We start from the raw sequence: 19,392 nt of genomic DNA, 5'->3' as shown, positions 1-19,392 counted from the left end.
GCAATCCCTGTTTCAATCATCAACAAGCTGAAGCCGATTACGATTAAACTGATAAATTTTTTCATTTCATTCCTCCTTTGCGGATTAAAAAGCAAATCGAACTGTTTTTGGATCTTTTACGTCCCAGGTGGCTTCGTTGCCGAGGGAGAGATTAGGATACGGCTCCGTATCCGAAAGGTATTTCAGGACCTGTTACTAAGCAAGACAGATGCCATCACCCAATAAAAATCGATTATCATCTAACTTATTGTAATTATATATATTTTAAAATGCTTTCCCGGAAACACACCATCGGCTCCTTCGACAATCTTGTCAGGGTCTCTAAACATAAAAGCTTTCACGTTGACTAACCTTCTGTTTCCTTTACAGGAATTAATTGTTCGACAATAATGTCGTTGTTCGACATTTTTGTCTTCGTCTCCAAATGATATTTCTTCATTTTATAACGGATAACCCTTTCACTGATTTTTAGCTCCCGCGCCGCGCGTGCTTGAACACCATGCGTTCTTTCCAAGGCGGCCAAAATCATCCGACGTTCGAGATCTTCAACCTCTTCTTTCAATCCCTTGCGCACCGAAAACAACCTCCATCGCGGCCCGCCCGTAGACCGGGATAATCCTGGGATTTTTCCCGTGGCTTACGGGGTCCGGGGCCGCAATTTTAGATAAATAGACAAAAGCCAAATCGTAAATTAATTTTATTAATATATAAAGTAAGAATAATGAGTTAATGTTCAAAATGAAATATGCCAGGTCGAATTTGCCACTGGATTTTATTTCCAGAGGGCTACGGAGTGAGCCTGATTTGATGATAATTTTCGAATGCTTTCATGGCAATACCGAATGTAGACCAAGGCCATCGGAAAAAATCCGGAGATCCATGGAGATCCCATCCAGGCGATCTCAAGGACTTTTATGGCGAGCAGGCCAACGCTCTTAAATTGAGGCTTCACTATTTCCGTTACCAAGAACAAAGGTTAAAATATCTGTTCCTTTTCCATAGGGATAAGTGCAGACGTAACCCAATGAAGAAAGCTCCGCCTCCAAACTTTGACTGTTCCGTTCCGGAACTCCGATTAAAACCTGCCAGGAATCATAGCTCACGTGAACAATCGCCTCGGATTGATGAGACAACTGAATGATTCGCGCCAGGTTCTCGCCGCTTAGCCGATCGGCCAAATCCTGCAATACAAAATGAACCGTTCTTTCTGTTGCTTCGGATGTTGACGCCATGATCTCACCTCCATTTGCTTCGATAATTAGAGCAACTCTTATGCCAATCCGGAAAAATGAATGGAGAGCGCCTCGGATTTTTCCGAAAATGATCAGCCTTTCAATGAATTTCAAATATACCTGGATTCAGAGGCGTCGGGAGAAACCGTGAGGAAGGAAAATACGTTTTTGTTCGATGAAGGGCTATTCAATGACAAAATGGTAGGAATGAGGAAGAAGTTATTTGGCGGGGCATAAGGTTGCCGTCCATGCTCACCCCGGCTCGATTCTGTATTTCTTTATCTTGTACCCGATTTGGCGTGGTGTAATGCCCAATATTTTGGCCGCACGGGACTGGACCCAACCGCATTTTTTCAATGCGTCGAGCATCTGTTGCCGCTCCAGATCCTCGACCGTGGTTTGCAGCGTCGGCCTGTCCATCGGGGACGGTCGCGTCACTTCCCGCACGTCACGGAAGTAAGCGGCGATGCTGGAGGGCATCGAATGGAAGGTGATCTCCGACGCTTCGGCCATAACGACCATGCGTTCGATGCAGTTTTCCAACTCCCGTACGTTTCCGGGCCAGTGGTATTGGATCATAACCCGAAGAACGTCCGGAGCGATCCGGATCTGCTTGTGATGCTCTTTGTTGCAGCGGGCCAAGAAATATTCGATCAGAAGCGGGATGTCTTCCTTCCGCTCGCGCAAGGACGGAAGAAAGATCGGGACGACATTCAGCCGGTAATACAGGTCCTCGCGAAAGGTTCCCTCCTGGATCGCGGCCTCAAGATTACGGTGTGTGGCGGCCACCAAACGGACGTCCACCGACAGAGTTTGTGATCCCCCCACGCGCTCGAATCGTTGTTCCTGCAAGACCCTGAGGAGTTTGACTTGAGTGGATAGGGGAATATCGCCGATCTCGTCCAGGAAAAGCGTTCCTCCGTCGGCCAACTCGAATCTCCCCCTCCGCAATTGGGTCGCGCCGGTAAAGGCCCCCCGCTCATGTCCGAACAGCTCGCTCTCAAGCAGCGTCTCGGGAAGCGCCGCGCAGTTGACCTTGATGAAGGGCCGGTCGGCCCTCGGGCTATTGTAATGAATCGCCCGCGCAATCAACTCCTTGCCGGTCCCCGACTCGCCCCGCAGCAGTACGGTGGCCTTCGACTTACAGACCTGGAGGACCGACCGGAACACCTCGTCCATCACCTTGCTCTGACCGACAATGTTTCCGATCCGGTAACGGTTCTTCAGCTCGCTCTGAAGCTGGATGTTTTGTTCCAGGAGTTCCCGTTTTTCGCGCGAAACGGTGTGTTGAAGCTTGACGGCCTGCCCGATCAGGGAAGCCACGACCGTGAGGACGCGGACATCGTCGTCAAGGTCGGGCGATCCGTTCTTAAAAAGCCGGTCCACGCTCAGGACCCCGATTGTTTCGCCATGGGTCTTCACGGGCATGCAGAGAAACGCGATCCGTTCTTTTGTAAGGTCGCCCCGCGAGCGGGTTCGGTTGAGAAAAAGCGGTTCCCGTCCCACGTCCGGGACGATCATCGGCTCCCCTTTCTCAAAAACCCGTCCGGTCACCCCTTCGCCGATTTTAAAGCGACCGCGCGCGATCTCCTCCGGCGTGAGGCCGTGCGCGGTTTCGATCACGAGCTCGCCCGTTTCGGGGTCGAGCAAAGTCAGGGTTCCACGACGCATATCGAGGACGGAGGCGAGAATTTCAAGAATCTTGCGTGAGGTTTCCTGCAGGTCCATCGAGGAGGCCAGGGATCGGCTGATCTCGTAGAGAGCGGTCAATTCCGCGATCTTTCGGGGGGTGGTTTGATCTTTCATCCCATTCCGTCGTTCACATCGAAACGGCGGCCTCGCCGCGCTCCTGGGTCCGGATTCGGACGCCTTCCTCGACGGGCAGCACGAAGATCTTCCCGTCCCCCGTCCGTCCGGTCGTTGCCGAATGCATCAGCACTTCGACGACGCGCGCGGCGTCCTTGTCCGGGATAAATACCTCGATCTTCATCTTCGGGACAAAGTCCAACGTATATTCCGCGCCCTGATACAACTCAATGTGACCGCGCTGGCGACCAAACCCTCGGACCTCCATGATCGTCATTCCCTGGATACCGATCCGGGTTAGGGCTTCCTTCACTTCACCGATCTTTTCGGAACGGATATAAGCCTCGATCTTTTTCAATGCGAATCCTCCGATTACATCGGGGGCCGCTGCGGCCAAGAAGAAACAAGGTCCTCACATGCCCCCGCACCCCGCGCTCGCGCTGGCTGAGCCAGTCGCTCCCTTAAAATTAAAAAGGCGTCTTCCCGATGATCAAAGAAGACGCCAATGTCATGAACACCTCGTTGTGTCTCGCTATTTTATAACACAGGGATTAAATCGCAGTCAAGAAGATAATGGGGTGTGTTGACCCGGAAGGTCCGGGCTCAAAACAGCAGACCGAGGAGGACCCGGATGCTGTTGGAATCACCGGCGCCGATCTCGGCATTGATGCGGAACACGCTTCGATCCGAAAAGTCCAACCCGATCATTCCTCCAAAAGAACTGTCCTGTGTGGCTTTCATCGAAGGCTGATTCTGGGGCGCGAGTTTGTCGTTCCGGGTAGAAACCCTCATGCCGGCGTAGACCCGGAGATCCGGTTCGGGGTCCCGGAGCAGATCTTTTGTCCCGAGGAACAGGCGGGCCTGCGTCTCGGTCCAATTGTCCTCCACCGGAACCGAAACGTTATTTTCATCAAACGTTGAAACCTTTCCGAACTGATACTGAGCCGAGAGACCCGCAAAGTTTCCGCCCTGTAAAGGAAAGGAGCTCCGAAAACCGACTCCAAAATACGGACGCATACGGCTGTCCAGGTTGGCCTCCTCGAACGTTATATTTCCCAGGCCGGCCGTCGCGTAAAGGTCCAGCTGATCCATCAGGCCATAGGTCAATTGAATACCCTGCCGGGTTATCCGTTCGCGCTCGCTCTGTCCGTCCAGCTTCATGTCCCGGCTGGAGAGTTCCGCTTCAAGACCGACGCCCAAATGTCCTTTTCCCGTCATCAGCGGCACGTTCTCCGCCCAGGCCACGCCCCCGCTCAAGAACAATCCAATCACCAAACCGATGAATCGGCGTCCAACCGGGTTCATGGGCCTCTCGTTCCGGGAAATGGAGGTTATTTGCGCGCTTTCGATTTCGGCCGGGCGGTTTTCGTTCGCCGGACTTTGCCTTTTTTGAGAAGACCTTTTACGGTCTCGCCGATCACGGCCGGATTCTGGACGACGGTTACGCCGGCCTCCTCCAGCGTGGCGATCTTTTGGGCGGCGGTCCCCTTTCCGCCCGATATGATGGCCCCGGCATGACCCATCCGACGACCGGGGGGGGCGGTCACGCCCGCGATAAAGCCGACCACCGGTTTCGTGCCGGCGGCCTTGATGTATTCGGCGGCCCGTTCTTCGGCGTCGCCGCCGATTTCACCGATGATGACGATCGCCTCGGTGTCCTTGTCTTTTTGAAACAACTCAAGAACGTCCACGAAATTTGTCCCGTTGACCGGATCGCCCCCGATCCCGACGCAGGTGGACTGGCCCAAGCCCAAGCCGGTCAACTGCCAGACCGCCTCATAGGTCAAGGTGCCGCTGCGCGAAACCACGCCCACCCCCCCCTTTTTATGAATGAAACCCGGCATGATACCGATTTTACATTCTTCCGGGGTGATGATTCCGGGACAATTGGGCCCGATCAGGCGAACCGAACGGCTCGCCATACCCCTAACCGGTTTCCCGTCGAGGAAACGCCTCGCGCGGATCATGTCGGCCAGTGGGATGCCTTCCGTGATGCAAACGATGAGACCGACGCCCGCATCGGCCGCCTCCATGATGGCATCCGCCGCAAAGGCCGGGGGGACGAAAATCATCGAGACGTCGGGTCCCGTCGCCTCGACCGCTTCGAACACGCTATTGAAGACGGGGACGCCCTCGAAGATCGTCCCCCCCTTCCCCGGGGTGACGCCGCCCACGATTTTCGTTCCGTATTCCCGGCAGGCCGCGGCGTGGAAAGATCCCTCCCGGCCCGTGATCCCCTGTACGATCACCTTCGTGTTTTTGCCGACCAGAATGCTCATTTCATTTCCACCTGTTTCATTATTTCGACCGGTTTGGGTCCAAGTTGCACGACACCGCCCCGTTGGGCGATCCACACATATCCATCGGGAGAGGGCGCGATCGCATAAACATCGTCACCGGGCAATCCCTCCGCTCGTGTATAACTTCTCCATCCGCTTCCGTCAAAACGGGACAGGCCGTGGTTGGTCCCGGCCCAGACCGCCCCCGATGGATCGCGCGCGAGGGCATAAACAATGTTTCCGGCCAGTCCCTGCCTGGTGGTGTAATTCGTCCAGCGCGTTCCGTCGAAGCGGCTGACCCCTCCGCCCCAGGTCCCGAACCATTTGTTTCCCCGCGGGTCGATCAGGATCGCGAAGACATAATTTTCGTTGTAGGTCTCCTTCCCCTTTTCGTCCAGAACGCTCAGGTCATGAAAATGGCCGGCATAGCTCCGGCCCGGAGCCAATTCGACACCGCTCTGACCCTCCAAGGCCTCCTGAGCCTCCCCGGCCGTCTGCTTACGCGCAAGGGCCAACTCATTGGGCCCTCCCAAGCCGTCCTTATGGGTATAAGTGATCCAGGCCCTTTCCTTCGGGGCGAGGGGGTCAAAACGATTCACCCCTTCCTCGGTGCCGAACCAGAGCGACCCGTCCCGGTCCACCGCCAAACTGTACACCCATTTATTGACCAGCCCATCCTTGACGCTGTACGTGGCAAACCGCGCACCTTCCGGAGCCTTAGGATCATAGCGATTGGCCCCGTTCCAGGTACCGATCCACATCGAGCCGTCCGGGTGGAAATCGATGTCGTACACCCAGGGATCCGCCAGACCGTCCGAAGTGCCGTAGGCCTTCCAACGATCCCCATCGAGGCGGAGTAGTCCGCCGGCGTCGGTGCCAAACCACGGCGTGCCCGTGGGATCCACGTTGATCGTAAAAATGTAGTTGCTCGTCAGGCCGTCGGCCTTGGTATAGGTTTTGAGAAGGGCGCCGCTATAACGGTTGACCTTAAGGATTCCAACCGAGGTTCCGACCCAAAGAAAGTTCCCGTCCACTTTCAGCGCGCGGACGATTGTTCCTTCGCCCGTTCCAAAGCTCGCCAGAACCTTGTACTCTTTGACGGGCGAGGGTTTTACGGTGCAGCCCCCCAAGAAGGACACGCCGATTAAAACAGCGGACAGTCCGAGCCGTTTCCACGACCCCGGAAAAAACATCAGCCCCGGATTAGGCTGACGATCTTTTGGGCCCCCTCCCACATCGTCCGCACCACGACGAGGTTCAGTCCGGATGCGGCCAGCATCTGCCGGGCCTCGTCGGCGTTTGTCCCTTCCAGCCTCACGACGAGGGGAACCCGTATCGAGACCTCTTTGGCCGCGTCGATCACTCCGCCGGCGATTCGTTCGCAGCGCACAATTCCCCCGAAGATATTGATAAACACCCCCTTCACGTGGGAATCGGACAGCAAGATGGTGAAGGCTTGTTTTACGGTCTCTTTTGAAGCCCCGCCCCCGACGTCCAAAAAATTCGCCGGGAAAGATCCGGCCAGCTTGATTGTGTCCATCGTGGCCATCGCGAGCCCGGCCCCGTTCACCATGCATCCGATCTCGCCGTCCAGCTTCACATAGTTCAGACCGTATTGGGAGGCCTGTACCTCGAGGGGATCTTCTTCCCCGATATCCCTGAACGCCTTGATGTCGTCGTTCCTGAAGAGCGAATTGTCGTCAAAGGTCACCTTGGCGTCCAGCGCGATCAGTTTTTTGTCCCGGGTGATTACGAGCGGATTGATTTCGATGAGGGACGCCCCCTTTTCCATGAAGAGGCGGTAGAGTTGGCCCAGCATCTGGATGAACGATCCCAGGACTTCCTTTTCAAGACCCAGCCGAAAGCCCAGCATTCGGCCGTGAAAGGCCTGGAACCCGGAAGAAGGGTCGATCGCTCCCTTGAGTATCTTCTCCGGCGAATGGGCAGCGACTTCCTCGATCTCCATTCCCCCCGCGCGACTGGCGACAAAAACGGGCCAGCCGGAGGCGCGATCCACCAGAAGGCTCAAATACAGTTCGCTGGCAATATCGGCGCCTTCCTCGATCAAGAGGCGTAGCACCTTTCGGCCTTCCGGGCCGGTCTGATGCGTGACAAGGACCTTCCCCAACAGTTCACGTGCGAGCGTTCCAACCTGGGCCGGATCCTTGGTCAATTTGACTCCCCCGGCCTTTCCCCGTCCGCCGGCATGGATCTGGGCCTTGACGACATAGACGGCCGGCCGGAGTTCCTCCGCCCAGGCCTTCGCCTCCTCGACCGATGCGACGCCTTTCCCCCGGGGCACCGGGATGTTGTACTGGGCAAACAACTGTTTCGCCTGAAATTCGTGGATGTTCATCGGGTGGCATCCTGTATCATTAATTTAACGGGAGGGAATTTTATCAGAGGACAGGGCCTGAAAGCAACTGGGTTTTATGGACGGGTCGACCCTTGAATTTTCCGCTTCCCACCGATCTTACCCATCATCTATAATAAAAATGGCGGCTCGAACCCTGTTTCCTGTTCAAGCCGAGCGATAAACGGTCGATGTTCCGCGCTGCCGGATTTCTGCAAGATCGAGTGGCCGACCTCCGGTTCCGTTCCCTCCCGGATGTGAATGTGCAGCCGACTTGGATAGGATTGATGCCCCATGAAGGAAAATATCATCGCGATATCGGTCCGCTCATCCACTCCGATGCTCCGGATGGTGCTGATGCTCGGCGCTCTGACGGCGATCGCCCCGCTCTCGATCGACCTCTACCTCCCGAGTTTCCCGATTCTGGCGAAAGCCTATTCGGTCGATCCCGGCCGGGTCCAGGTGACCCTGTCCATCTTTTTCATCGGTCTCGCTTTCGGTCAGGCCATCTATGGCCCCCTCGCCGATCGCTACGGCCGGCGACGGCCTTTGCTGGCCGGTGTGTCGATCTATGTCGTGGCATCATTGATCGCCCCCTTCGTGCCGACCATCGGCGGCCTGATCGCATTGCGCCTGGTCCAGGCGCTCGGTGGATGCGCCGGCATGGTGATCAGCCGCGCAGTTGTGCGTGATCTTTTCGACGAACGCGAGTCCGCCCGTGTCTTCTCGACGCTAATCCTGGTGATGGGATTGGCGCCGATCCTTGCGCCGATGGTCGGTGGCTATATCCTGACGATCGCCGGATGGCGCGCGATATTTCTGGCGCTGGCGGGCTTCGGCCTGCTGGCCCTTGTCTCCTCCTGGGCCGGCCTGGGCGAAACGCTTCCGGCCGAGTCGCGCCGCCGGGATGATTTGGCCGGGGTGTTCCGCACCTACGCCCGCCTCATGGTCAACCGTCGCTTTATCGCGCCCGCCCTGGCCGCTTCTCTGATCATGGCCGGGATGTTCGGTTACATCGCGAACTCGCCCTTTGTCTTCATCGAACTGCACGGCGTCACCCCGAGGCAATTCGGTCTTCTTTTCGGGTTGAACGCCCTGGGCCTGGTCACGGCCTCGCAGATCAATCGCGCGATGCTTTCACGCCAGTCACCGAGGACGATTTTGGGGTGGGCGATCGCGGGAAACGTCGGGGCGGCGTTGATTTTGCTGGCGGCGGCCGGCAGTTCCAGCCTCGTCGTCTTCCTGATTCCGCTGTGGCTGTGCATCGCCAGTCTCGGGTTTATCAGTCCCAACGCCGTCGCGATCGCCATGTCGGCCAGCGGTCATCATGCGGGGAGCGCTTCGTCACTGATGGGGATGATGCAGTTCACGGCCGGCGCGCTGGCCGGAGGGTTGGTCGGCTGGTTCCATAACGGAACGGCATACCCGATGGCCCTGACGATCGCGGGCTGCAGTCTGGCCGGCGCGATCGTCTATGCCGTCGGACACGGGCATCCGGAAAAACGGAAATAATCACCCCGTTCTCCAGATCGGGTTTTTCTTAGACCCGCTATTTTCCAATGAAGCACTACAGATGCTCTCCACGCCGAATGGTCCAAAAATCATCCGAGAGATCCCGGTCCGCGACGTATTCGTAGGGCAGCGTGAAATACCCTTTCATGCCCCAGTCGGTGCCCCACGAATTGCGAACCAGGAGCCTTCTTTTCGTATCGTCGTATCCCACCGCGAGCACCGCATGTCCGCCGATGGCGCGCTCCCTCGATGTCGGCATCGACACGACCCCGGTGGCGGCCGCCTCCGGGGATTCGAAGCTTTCGTAAACCGTAAAACCGAAAACGAACGGGAAGCCTTCCGCCAGACAGGCCCGCATGTCATTCACGGTGGTCAGGCGGTGGTAGGAGGTGATTTGGTGATCCCTCGCCTCTTTATAGCATGGGGGACCCGGCTTCACGGCAAACTTTGAAATAAGATACGGCCATTTCTTCTCCGAGCAGACCCCTTGCTTTATGAGCGTCTTGATTCCGTCCCGGATCATCGCCCCGGAATCCGATCGGGTCGAATGCTCGATTACTCTCTCGTTGTAATAGATGAAAAGACGGCTCAGGTTTATAAAGGGAATTTTGTCCTTCTTCTCTAAGAACTCCAGCGCGCCCGCCAGGGCGTTCCCGGTACAGCTGCCCAAGGCCCCCTGGTTTTCAACGGAGGAGCAAAGATGTCGCAGATCGACCGTGGGGGGGAGGACCACCGGCGCCATCCGAATCGCGCTGTAAAGCAGATCGCGACGATCCGGGAGATCGGGCACCCATCCGTAACCGCGTTTTTGCGATTGGATTTTTTTCTCCGGTACAGTATTCTTCCCTTTCGCCATGGAAACCCTCCTCGAGACATGGATTGAAATTAGAAAAGAGAAGACAGGCTCCCCCTTGTTCGTTGGATAAAATAATCCATTAATCCTTGAAAATGAGTTAGGTGGCAGGCTTGGACTTGCTGGGATCCAGGGATGATTGAACCGGGAGGAAGCATCGGGCCTCATTTATCCGTCCGGCGGATGGGACTGTGTGTAAGTCTTATAAAGGGCGGGACGTCCCGCGCCGGAGGATTGACTTAACGAAATTATAGCGTCCTAATTTTAGCGGGTCAATATTTTTGTTGGACCAGATGCGATGAGGGAGGAATGAATGAGCGGGATGAAAACCCTAAATCATCATAAACGGGATGGCCAGACGAGGGCAGCAAAATCCCCTTCCAGATATCGCCGCCCTCGGTCAACTATTCGCCTTTCCGCGCCGGCACGCTGGGAACGGGTACGTCCATGGCGCATCGAAATCCCACCGTTGCATCCCGCCGGTAAGGAAAGACCTGGAACCGCTTCGTCGAACGGCTGTCCGAAATCGGATCGTTCCAGGATCCTCCCCGGTGAACCCGCATATCGCCGGAATCGGCCCCGGTCGGCATGGCGGTGGGTCCGTCCCGATAATACGTTGAGCTGTACCAGTCCGAAACCCATTCGGAGACGTTGCCGGCCATGTCATACAGGCCGTAAGGACTCCGGCCGCTTTCATAGCTCCCGACCGGGGCCGTGTACCGATATCCGTCCTCATCCCCATCCACGTTGGCCGCCCATTTAACGAAGCTCGGCCCCCAAGGCCAATCCATCTCGACCGGGCCGTGGGCCGCCTTTTCCCATTCGGCTTCCGTGGGAAGCCGCTTCCCGGCCTTCTGGCAATAGGCCTGTGCGTCGTCCCAGTCCACTCCGACGACCGGCTGCCTCGGCTCCGTCAGGAGACGCAGGTCTTTGTAAAAAACCATGATGTCCGGTTTTTTGTGTCCGGTCTCGGCCACGAAGCGGCCGTATTCCTCATTGGTCACTTCGAACAAATCCATATAAAATGCGCCGACCGTCACTTCCCGGACAGGCTGTTCGCCCTCCCCGCCCAGCCGCCGGGATCCCCGCGGAAAGGGACCCTCGGGGATCAGCACCATCTCGCGCCCGTCCTTCGCCGTGATGAACTGAACATCTTTAAATCGTCCGTCATCCCGCGCCTGACGAGCCGGAGGAAGCGGCAGCGGCGTTTCGGGAGGGCCCGATGTGCAGCCCGAAAGGAGGATCACCGGGAGAAGGACCGGGATGGAGACAAAATTGGCCGATCGGATCCATCGGAGAAGAGACATGACGATATTTTACGTAAATGGGATTGGATGCGTCAATATCGGCTGGGTTATTGTCTGGACGGAACCGCCGGGGCGGCTTCTTCTCGGCGGACGTAATCGGGAAGGAGGATCGGGGCCACCCGGGTCGGACGGATATTGTTTTTTTCAAGTTCGCGGCGGAATCGCCTCACATGGGATAGCGTCAGGGTTCCGGCCGGCGTCTTTTTGGCACGCTGCCCAGCGGCCAGGCCCGCCCGCTTCCCAAAGACGATCAGGTCGAGGAGCGAATTGCCCATCAGACGATTGCGGCCGTGCAATCCGCCGGAGGCTTCACCGGCGACGAACAACCCCTTGACCTGGGACTGGGCGTCCACATCAATCGCGACCCCGCCGTTCTGATAATGCAAGGTGGGATAAACCAGGACCGGGTCTTTCCGGATATCGATTCCGTAGCGCTGGAACTGCCGCACCATGGCCGGAAACCGCTTCGTGATGCTACCCTCGCCCATGAGCAGATCGATCATCGGCACGTCCAGCCAGACCCCCACGCGTCCGGCCGGGGTCTTCACCCCCCGTCCCTCGGCGCATTCCCGTATGATGGCCGCGGCCACGACGTCCCGGGTGTCCAGCTCGTTGATAAAGCGGCGACCGTCGCAGTTCACGAGATGCCCTCCATCGGAGCGGATCCCCTCCGTCACCAAGGCGCCGGCCAACTGTTCCGGATAAACCGAGCCCGTGGGATGGTACTGGAACGTATCCATGTGGCTGAGCCGTGCGCCGAGCCGGTAAGCCAGGACGAGCGCGTCTCCCGTTGCGCCAAAATGATTGCTGGTCGGAAAACCCTCGATGTGAAGCCGTCCGCTTCCGCCGGTCGCCAGAATGACCGATTTGGCCGAGACCACGATGAGTTGGCCGTTGTCCATGTTCTTGAGCACCGCGCCGGTGCAGTTTCCATCCGCATCCGAGAGCAGCTCCACCACGGGGGAGAATTCCAGAACGGGAATCTGTCGGTTCAGAACCTCGTCTTTCAGAACCCGCATGATTTCCAAACCGGTATAGTCGCTGCAGGTCAACAAGCGGGGCTGCGTGCTGCCGCCCCCCTTCTTCGTCTTGAGATTTCCCTTTTCGTCCCGGTCGAACAACACCCCGAGTTGGATCAACCACTGGGCGGCCTTCGGGCCTTCATCCACCAGGACCTTGAGCAGGTTAGGATCGTTTTTGTGATGCCCGCCGCGAAGCGTATCAAAGAAATGGGTGACTGGCGAATCGTCGTCCGTGATCGCGACCTGCATCCCCCCTTGAGCCATCACGGTATTGGAATCGCCCAGGCGCAGCTTGGTCACGAGCATCACCTCCGCGCCTTGAGCCTTGGCCGTCAGGGCCGCGGTGGCCCCGGCCCCGCCGCCGCCGACGACGAGCACATCGACCCGATATTGGGGGGTCAGGTCCAGATGGTCCGGAAGCGCGCTGTCCGATTCCAGAAGTTCGGCCACTTCCCGGACCGTCCGTTCGCCCGCGTTGGGACCGATTCGAATGCGATGGTACTCTTCTTTCTTATAATCCGGGTGAAACGCATGGACGAGCCGGTCCCGTTCCTCCGCCGACTGGCTGGGGATTGTCAGTTTTCGGCGCTCATCGCGTCCGTGGAGAACCCGATCCTTTGATTCGTTGATGATATCGGTCATCGAACTTGCTCACCTTTATTTTTTGGGTTGAGCGGCCGCTTTGAGGTCCTCTTCATTCATCGAGAGGATCCGCTTCCATTCCGAGGCGTACTTCCCCGATTCGATCTCCCCGACCCGCTTGGAAAGGTTTTCCGGAGGCTTGGTCAGTCGGGCCCCCTGCATCCGGCTGGCATAAAGAGCGACATAATTGGGTGCGATATCGGCGATGCAGACCGGAATGCACTGGCCGCACATCACGCAGTCCATGAACATTTCCGAAACTTTTTCGAAATCGCCGAAGACCGATTTCCAGACGCCGTCCCGGACGTCGATCCCCTGAGGGCAGGCCTCGGTGCAGGCGTTGCAATTCCGGCAAAGCGTCGCCTCGGGATAGATCTTGAAAAGGTCCTGTTTGGGATCCTGAAGCTGTTCGAGGTCGTAAAGCGCCTTGCGGCCCGGGTAGTAGGAGAAATTCAGGTAGAAGGACATCCCGTCCTCGACGACCGTTTGACAGGCCAGGCCGTTGCGCAGACGGACGTCGTCCCGGGTCCGGTACGTGACGGCGCAGGCGCCGCAGAAGCCCCCGAGGCATCCCGCGCCGCGGACGACCTCATGGCCGGTGTACCACATCGCGCGCAGCATGGTCAGACCCTCCGGCACGGAATACGGCCGGCCCATGATTTCGACCGTGATGGTGCGGCCATGAGCGCCGATTGAGCTTTCGTCAACGCGTTCCGTCATTATCCCTTCCGCTTGGATGGACTTTCACCCGCACACCCCGGGGGTTTGCGGGTCAGTTTAAAGCATTTAATGCCGAACCGGCCTCAAACCATCCGATCTGCTGCTGGGTCAGGCTGTGGTTGGCCTCGATCTTCAATTCTTTTCCATCCGTTTTGTGGATGACCACCTCGACCGGTTTTCCCGGAGCGAGACCGGACAAACCAAGGACGCTGATACGGTCCTTCGGCTCGAATTTGTCATAGTCCTTCGGATCGGCAAAGGTCAGCGGAAGAATCCCCTGTTTCTTCAGGTTGGTCTCGTGAATCCGCGCGAAACTCTTGACCAGCACGGCCAGGACGCCCAGAAACCTCGGGGACATCGCGGCATGCTCGCGGCTCGATCCCTCGCCGTAGTTTTCATCGCCGATCACGATCGAGCCGATCCCCTTGGCCTTGTATCTCCGGGCGATCGCGGCGATCGTCAGATTGGGTTCGCCCGTCAGGACATCCGTTCCCTTGCCGGCCTCGGTGGCGAACGCGTTGTTCGCGCCGAGAAACATGTTGTCGCTGATCTTGTCCAGATGGCCGCGGTATTTGAGCCAGGGCCCGGCGGGCGAGATGTGATCGGTGGTGCATTTTCCCTTGGCCTTGATCAGAATTGGAAGCTTCGCGAAATCCTTCCCGTCCCAGCGCGGAAAAGGCTTGAGGAGCTGAAGCCGATCACTCGTGGGCGGGATTTCCACCTGAAGCGCGTCGCCGTTCTCGGCCGGGGCCTCATACCCTTCTTCACCCTTCGCGAATCCCTTGGCCGGCAACTCCTGTCCCCGCGGCGGCTCGAATTTGATTTTCGTCCCGTCTTTTGCGGTCAACGTGCCGGTGACGGGATTGAAGTCCAGCGTCCCCGCGAAGGCCATGGCCGTCACGATCTCGGGGCTCGAAAGAAACGACAGCGTCTCGGCGTTCCCGTCGTTGCGGCCGGGAAAATTGCGGTTGTACGAGCTGATGATCGAATTCGACTCTTTCGGCTGGATATCGGACCGCTTCCACTGCCCGATGCAGGGGCCGCAGGCGTTGGCCAGGACCGTCGCGCCCATTTCTTCGAAGGTCTTCATGAATCCGTCGCGGATCATCGTATGGTAGATCCGCTCCGAGCCCGGCGTGACGAGGAAGCTCGTCCGGGCCTTGAGTCCGGCTTTGAGCCCCTGCTGCGCGATATGGGCGGAGCGGGAGATGTCTTCGTACGAGGAGTTCGTGCAACTCCCGATCAGCGCGGCCTTCAGCTGGACCGGATAGTTTTTCTCTTTCGCCTCGGACATCAACCTGGAGATAGGCCGGGCCAGGTCCGGGGTGTGCGGACCGACGACATGGGGTTCCAGTTCGGACAGATTGATCTCGACGATCTGGTCGTAATATTTTTCGGGGGATTTAAAAACTTCGGGATCGGCCGTCAGACTCTCGCGGTTGGCCTGCGCCAGATCGGCCCATTCGGCCCGTTCGGTCAGATTGAGATAGGCCGCCATTTTGTCGTCGAACGGAAAGATAGACGTGGTCGCCCCGAGCTCGGCGCCCATGTTGGTGATCGTTCCCTTGCCGGTGCAGCTGATCGTCTCGGCGCCCGGTCCGAAATATTCCAGGATCTTGTTCGTCCCGCCCTTCACCGTGAGCAGGCCGCAGAGATACAAAATGACGTCCTTCGGGGAACTCCAGCCTTGCAACTGCCCCGTCAGACGGACCCCGATCAGTTTAGGATGGAGCACCTCCCACGGCAGCCCGGCCATTACCTCGCCGGCATCCGCCCCGCCGACGCCGATCGCCAGCATGCCGAGGCCGCCCCCGTTCGGGGTGTGGGAGTCCGTCCCGATCAGAAGCGCGCCCGGAAAGGCGTAATTCTCCAGAACGACCTGATGAATGATCCCCGCCCCGGGTTTCCAGAAACCGATTCCGAATTTTCGCGCGGCCGAGCGGAGAAAGTTGTAGACTTCTTTGTTCTCGTCGATCGCCCGTTGAACGTCTTCCTTCGCGCCGCTCTGGGCCCGGATGAGATGGTCGCAATGAACGGTGCTGGAAACGGCCACTTTTTTCTTCCCGGCCTGAATGAACTGGAGCAGCGCCATCTGGGCCGTCGCGTCCTGCATCGCAACACGGTCCGGCCGCAAAAGAAGCTGGGCCTTGCCTCGCTCCCAGACCTGCGTCTCAAGATCCTCGGCGTGGGAAACCAGTATTTTCTCGGTCAGGGTCAGCGGACGGCCAAATTTCCTGCGGGCCTTGGCCAGCTTGTCCGGCATGGAGGCGTACAGTTTTTTGATGAAATCTACCGACATGGAAAGGTCCTCCCTCATGATTATACGGAAACTTTATTCTAAGGGCCGCTTCAACCCTAGTCAAGCCGTTTGAGGAGTCGGCTCGATCGGTGGAAACCGCCTTTCAAGGGACGCTATTTGAGCGGCGGGACTTCTTTCTTTTTCGGGGCCGCGTAGTTGATCAGATAATCGAACAATCGAATCAGGCGGCTCCCCTGCTGTTTCTGATCGATCCAATGTCCGATAAGACCGATCGTCCGGGCCGTAATGAAAAATCCGTTGAGGCTTTCAACCGGGAAACCGAGGTCGACGAGGACGGCCGCGATCGTCCCGTCCACATTCAGGATCAGGGTGTCTTTCTTGGCCGTGGTGACCTTTTCCACTTCCAGGGCAAAGTCCAGGTGCGGCGTGAAAAGGTTTTGACTCTTCACGTAATTCACGAGCTCTTTAACCCTTCTATCCGGATTCTTTACACTTTTTACCCTGTGGCCAATCCCCGGAACGGGCCCCACATTGGATTTCATGTAGCTTAAAAAGTCGTCGACCGAAAGCTTGTTCTCGACGGCGTACTTGAACCATTTCCCCGCGTCCGTGACGGCTCCGCCGAAGCGGGGGCCGATCATGATCAGACCGGCCGCCACCGCCTGGGACATCGAAATGCCGGCGCAGGCCGCGATGATCGTCGTGAGCGCCCCCGACACCGCCGGACCGTGATCGGCCGACAGCATGATGATCCGCTTGACGATCTCGGCCTCCTGCGGGCTGATCAGTTTTTTATTCCAGAGCAGGCCGATGACATGGGGAATTTGGTACCCTTTATTGATCAGCTCGGAGGCGGGATAACCATAATAGAGCGGCTCCTCGCCGCGATCGTCCGAGATCGTGGTTTTGACGAGCGGCTCCACCAGGACCTCGCCGCTCTTTCGGGACTCCTCGATCGTCTTCGGAAGTTTGGGCAGGGCCTCCGGCTCGACGGCCGGGGCTTCCTTGACCATCCCTTTTGCGAGCAGTTCTTGATAGACCTCCTTGATGGCCGGACCCAGCCCTCCGAAAGTGGACGGCACGATCGCCCCGGCCTCGCGAAGGCGGTCCGCTTTGTGCCGAGCGCTGCCCTCGCCCTTCATCCCTTCCTTCGCGCCGGCGTGGCCGAACTTCATTCCCTTCGGCAGCACTTCCTGACAGAAACCCGAGATGACCGCCAACAGCTTGATCCGCCGCTTTTTGGCCGCGTACCATTCGGCGGCACGCTCCTCCAGGTCGCCGCCCATCTCGCCCACAATCACAACGGCATGGGTTTTCGGATCCTTCTCGAACATCTCGAGGTAGGTCACGTAATCCGATCCCGGATAGGCGTCCCCGCCGATTCCGATCGCGGTCGTGATGCCGTCGGCGAACTGGCTGCAGATCCAGATGATCTCGTTCGACAGTCCGCCCGATTTTGTAATCACGCCAAAGGAGCCGGGCCGATAAAGTTTGCTCAGAACCAAATTGTCGAACGCGCCCCCGATCACGCCGAGGCGGCATTCGCCGGCCGAGATGATCCCGATGGCGGACGGCCCGTTGAAGATCTTTCCTTTTTCCCGGGCCACGCGCGAAAGAAGCTTGGTGTCCTTTTCGGGAACCCCTTCCGTGATCATCGAGACCAGACGGATCCCATCCACGTTCAATGCCTCGCGGGCCGCGCCGAAGGCCCGATCGGGCCCGACATAAACAAGGCTGGTGTTGATTTCCGGGTGATCGGCGATCGCCTCGGCCACGCTCTTATAAACCGGAATCGAAACGATCTCGCCGCCGTAGGGAACTTCGTTGATCTTGCCGGCATCCGGAGGAAAGACGAAGGCCTGAACGGTCAGCGGAGCCTTGGCCAGGTGACAGAATTCGGCCATCCGGCGGGCCGCATTGACCCCGGCCGGTCCCCCCTGGATCACCACGCGCGTATCGCGATCGGCTACGATGCTCATCGTCGCGCCTCCCCGGATTTTTCTCCCCGCAAGGCCTTTGCAGCGGGTTTCTTATGGGAGGATGAACCGCTCGTCATCGATTCTTTCTTCAACGACATGTCCACGATATCGGTCAACGGGGTGTATCGGTCATAGACATGAATTTGAAACCCTTCCGACTCAAGCGCCTTCATTGCCGCCAATCCCTCCTTTTCGAACGGCCCCCCCCGGCGGACCCAGATCTCGACGCCGTCGAGTTTGCCCTCGGCCTTCGCTTTTCGGAAACCGGCGATGATGCCGGCGAAGGTCTTTTTTACATTGGTAAAATTGGCGATCGCGCCGCCGACGATGATCCGCTTAAGATTGGGGAGCGAGCAGACCTTTTCGGTCAGGACCTCGACCGCCCAATCGGGTGGGTCGCCGGAGTACTCGGCGTAATTCGCCGGTTTTCCATTCAGGGCCACGACCGCGTCGGTGTAAAAGACGCTCGCGCCGCCCCCGGCCGGAAGCAAGGCCGTATCTCCGCCCGGGATCTCGATGAATTTGACCGAGCCCTTGATCTTGGAATCCACCTCCATGACGGCCCGCTCGTTCTCGGAATAAGGCCGTCCGAATTCGGCCGCGAATGAAAAGTTCCAGTCCGGATGCCGAAACCGGGCGTCCGCGTCCACCAAGGTCACCGCATCCAGCGCTACCAGCTCTGGATTGTTTGAACGCAGAACGAGGGGATTGATCTCAAGATATTGAGCGTCTTCGTTGTCGTAGCATTGATAAAGCTTGGCCGCGAACTCGGCCACTTTTACGGCCAGATCCTTGCCGAACCCGGCCCGTTTGGCCAGATCCGCCAGCGCTTCTTTGGAAGGGATCTCCCCGACCGGAACCGGAAGTTTCTGGACCTTCTCCCAATTCGATTCGATTTCGATTCCGCCCACATTGGCCAATAACAGTTCGGCCCCTTCCCGGGTCGATTTGACCGAAATATAATATTCTTCTTTATGGAGAATCAATTCGGAGACGATGACCTGAGAGACGCTCATCCCGCCGCCAAGAGTCTTTCCAAGCATTTCCTTGACCGCCTGTTTGGCCGCCGGCCAATCCAGATCCACCTTCACCAGGCCCAGTTTCATCCGGGATCCGATCGCTTCATGTGCCTTTACGACAAGACGGGATCCTTTGATCCAGTTCTCAGCGGTTGCCGCCTGATCGAGTTGTTCCGGGGAGGTGACGACAATATACCCGGGAACAGTCATCCCCCATTTCTTAAGCAAGCCCATTCCCGGGCCTTCAAGCACCTTTGCCATGTATCGTCTCCTTGCCCTTTCACCTTCTTGGGTATCCTAATCGATTGGGTCGGAACTATCGGTATCCACAGAAAAAGTGATTTATTATAACCAGTTTTATGTGTTTGCTCAACAGAAAAAAAGACCTATGGGTTAGGAACCGGATAG

General features: G+C 57.8%; 16 protein-coding genes. 1 reads left to right on the top strand and 15 read right to left on the bottom strand.

Annotated features, from left to right (window positions below; translation table 11 throughout):
* Positions 1 to 346: 346 nt before the first annotated feature.
* The 8 genes from VMN77_01160 to sucC form a co-directional block, all read right to left on the bottom strand.
* Positions 347 to 574, bottom strand: a complete 228-nt coding sequence (locus tag VMN77_01160) for a helix-turn-helix domain-containing protein (protein ID HTN42388.1) — start codon at positions 572 to 574, stop codon at positions 347 to 349.
* Between the two features lie 361 nt (positions 575 to 935).
* Complete coding sequence (locus VMN77_01155) at positions 936 to 1,232, bottom strand: hypothetical protein (protein HTN42387.1); 297 nt, start codon at positions 1,230 to 1,232, stop codon at positions 936 to 938.
* A gap of 252 nt (positions 1,233 to 1,484) precedes the next feature.
* Entirely contained in the window at positions 1,485 to 3,038 is a 1,554-nt protein-coding gene (nifA, locus tag VMN77_01150; protein HTN42386.1) for a nif-specific transcriptional activator NifA, read from the bottom strand.
* Between the two features lie 13 nt (positions 3,039 to 3,051).
* The gene (locus VMN77_01145) at positions 3,052 to 3,396 is read right to left on the bottom strand and encodes a P-II family nitrogen regulator (protein HTN42385.1); all 345 of its coding nucleotides are present in this window, start codon (positions 3,394 to 3,396) and stop codon (positions 3,052 to 3,054) included.
* Between the two features lie 245 nt (positions 3,397 to 3,641).
* Positions 3,642 to 4,343 (bottom strand): hypothetical protein, encoded by a 702-nt coding sequence (locus tag VMN77_01140; GenBank protein ID HTN42384.1) that lies wholly within the window; start codon positions 4,341 to 4,343, stop codon positions 3,642 to 3,644.
* A gap of 26 nt (positions 4,344 to 4,369) precedes the next feature.
* Positions 4,370 to 5,317 carry a succinate--CoA ligase subunit alpha gene (gene sucD / locus VMN77_01135; GenBank protein ID HTN42383.1) on the bottom strand — a complete coding sequence of 316 codons (948 nt, stop codon included), beginning with the start codon at positions 5,315 to 5,317 and terminating at the stop codon, positions 4,370 to 4,372.
* Positions 5,314 to 6,510 carry a two-component regulator propeller domain-containing protein gene (locus tag VMN77_01130; GenBank protein ID HTN42382.1) on the bottom strand — a complete coding sequence of 399 codons (1,197 nt, stop codon included), beginning with the start codon at positions 6,508 to 6,510 and terminating at the stop codon, positions 5,314 to 5,316. The genes sucD and VMN77_01130 overlap by 4 nt, the downstream gene beginning before the upstream one ends.
* Positions 6,510 to 7,673: an ADP-forming succinate--CoA ligase subunit beta gene (gene sucC / locus VMN77_01125; GenBank protein ID HTN42381.1), complete on the bottom strand. Its 1,164-nt coding sequence runs from the start codon at positions 7,671 to 7,673 to the stop codon at positions 6,510 to 6,512. The genes VMN77_01130 and sucC overlap by 1 nt, the downstream gene beginning before the upstream one ends.
* Positions 7,674 to 7,964: 291 nt before the next feature.
* Here sucC and VMN77_01120 point away from each other — a divergent pair, with 291 nt between their 5' ends.
* On the top strand, positions 7,965 to 9,182 hold the full coding sequence (locus VMN77_01120; GenBank protein ID HTN42380.1) for a Bcr/CflA family multidrug efflux MFS transporter: 1,218 nt from the start codon (positions 7,965 to 7,967) through the stop codon (positions 9,180 to 9,182).
* A gap of 55 nt (positions 9,183 to 9,237) precedes the next feature.
* Here the strand turns inward: VMN77_01120 and VMN77_01115 are convergent, their stop codons facing one another.
* From VMN77_01115 to VMN77_01085, 7 genes are all read right to left on the bottom strand, one after another.
* On the bottom strand, positions 9,238 to 10,038 hold the full coding sequence (locus VMN77_01115; protein ID HTN42379.1) for a C1 family peptidase: 801 nt from the start codon (positions 10,036 to 10,038) through the stop codon (positions 9,238 to 9,240).
* 401 nt (positions 10,039 to 10,439) lie between these two features.
* Positions 10,440 to 11,342, bottom strand: a complete 903-nt coding sequence (locus tag VMN77_01110; GenBank protein ID HTN42378.1) for an SUMF1/EgtB/PvdO family nonheme iron enzyme — start codon at positions 11,340 to 11,342, stop codon at positions 10,440 to 10,442.
* A 47-nt stretch (positions 11,343 to 11,389) separates the two neighbouring features.
* Complete coding sequence (locus tag VMN77_01105; protein ID HTN42377.1) at positions 11,390 to 13,006, bottom strand: FAD-binding protein; 1,617 nt, start codon at positions 13,004 to 13,006, stop codon at positions 11,390 to 11,392.
* 15 nt (positions 13,007 to 13,021) lie between these two features.
* Positions 13,022 to 13,726, bottom strand: coding sequence for a 4Fe-4S dicluster domain-containing protein (locus VMN77_01100; protein ID HTN42376.1), 705 nt, complete (start codon positions 13,724 to 13,726; stop codon positions 13,022 to 13,024).
* 52 nt (positions 13,727 to 13,778) lie between these two features.
* Positions 13,779 to 16,025 carry an aconitate hydratase gene (locus tag VMN77_01095; protein HTN42375.1) on the bottom strand — a complete coding sequence of 749 codons (2,247 nt, stop codon included), beginning with the start codon at positions 16,023 to 16,025 and terminating at the stop codon, positions 13,779 to 13,781.
* A 113-nt stretch (positions 16,026 to 16,138) separates the two neighbouring features.
* A complete protein-coding gene (locus tag VMN77_01090) occupies positions 16,139 to 17,965 on the bottom strand; it encodes a citrate/2-methylcitrate synthase (protein ID HTN42374.1) in 1,827 nt (608 codons plus the stop codon).
* A complete protein-coding gene (locus VMN77_01085) occupies positions 17,962 to 19,245 on the bottom strand; it encodes an ATP citrate lyase citrate-binding domain-containing protein (GenBank protein HTN42373.1) in 1,284 nt (427 codons plus the stop codon). The genes VMN77_01090 and VMN77_01085 overlap by 4 nt, the downstream gene beginning before the upstream one ends.
* Positions 19,246 to 19,392: the final 147 nt, after the last annotated feature.

The sequence above is a fragment of the Nitrospiria bacterium genome (genome assembly GCA_035498035.1).
Taxonomy (GTDB): Bacteria; Nitrospirota; Nitrospiria; order JACQBZ01; family JACQBZ01; genus JACQBZ01.
This window is presented reverse-complemented; position numbering and strand designations above follow the sequence as displayed.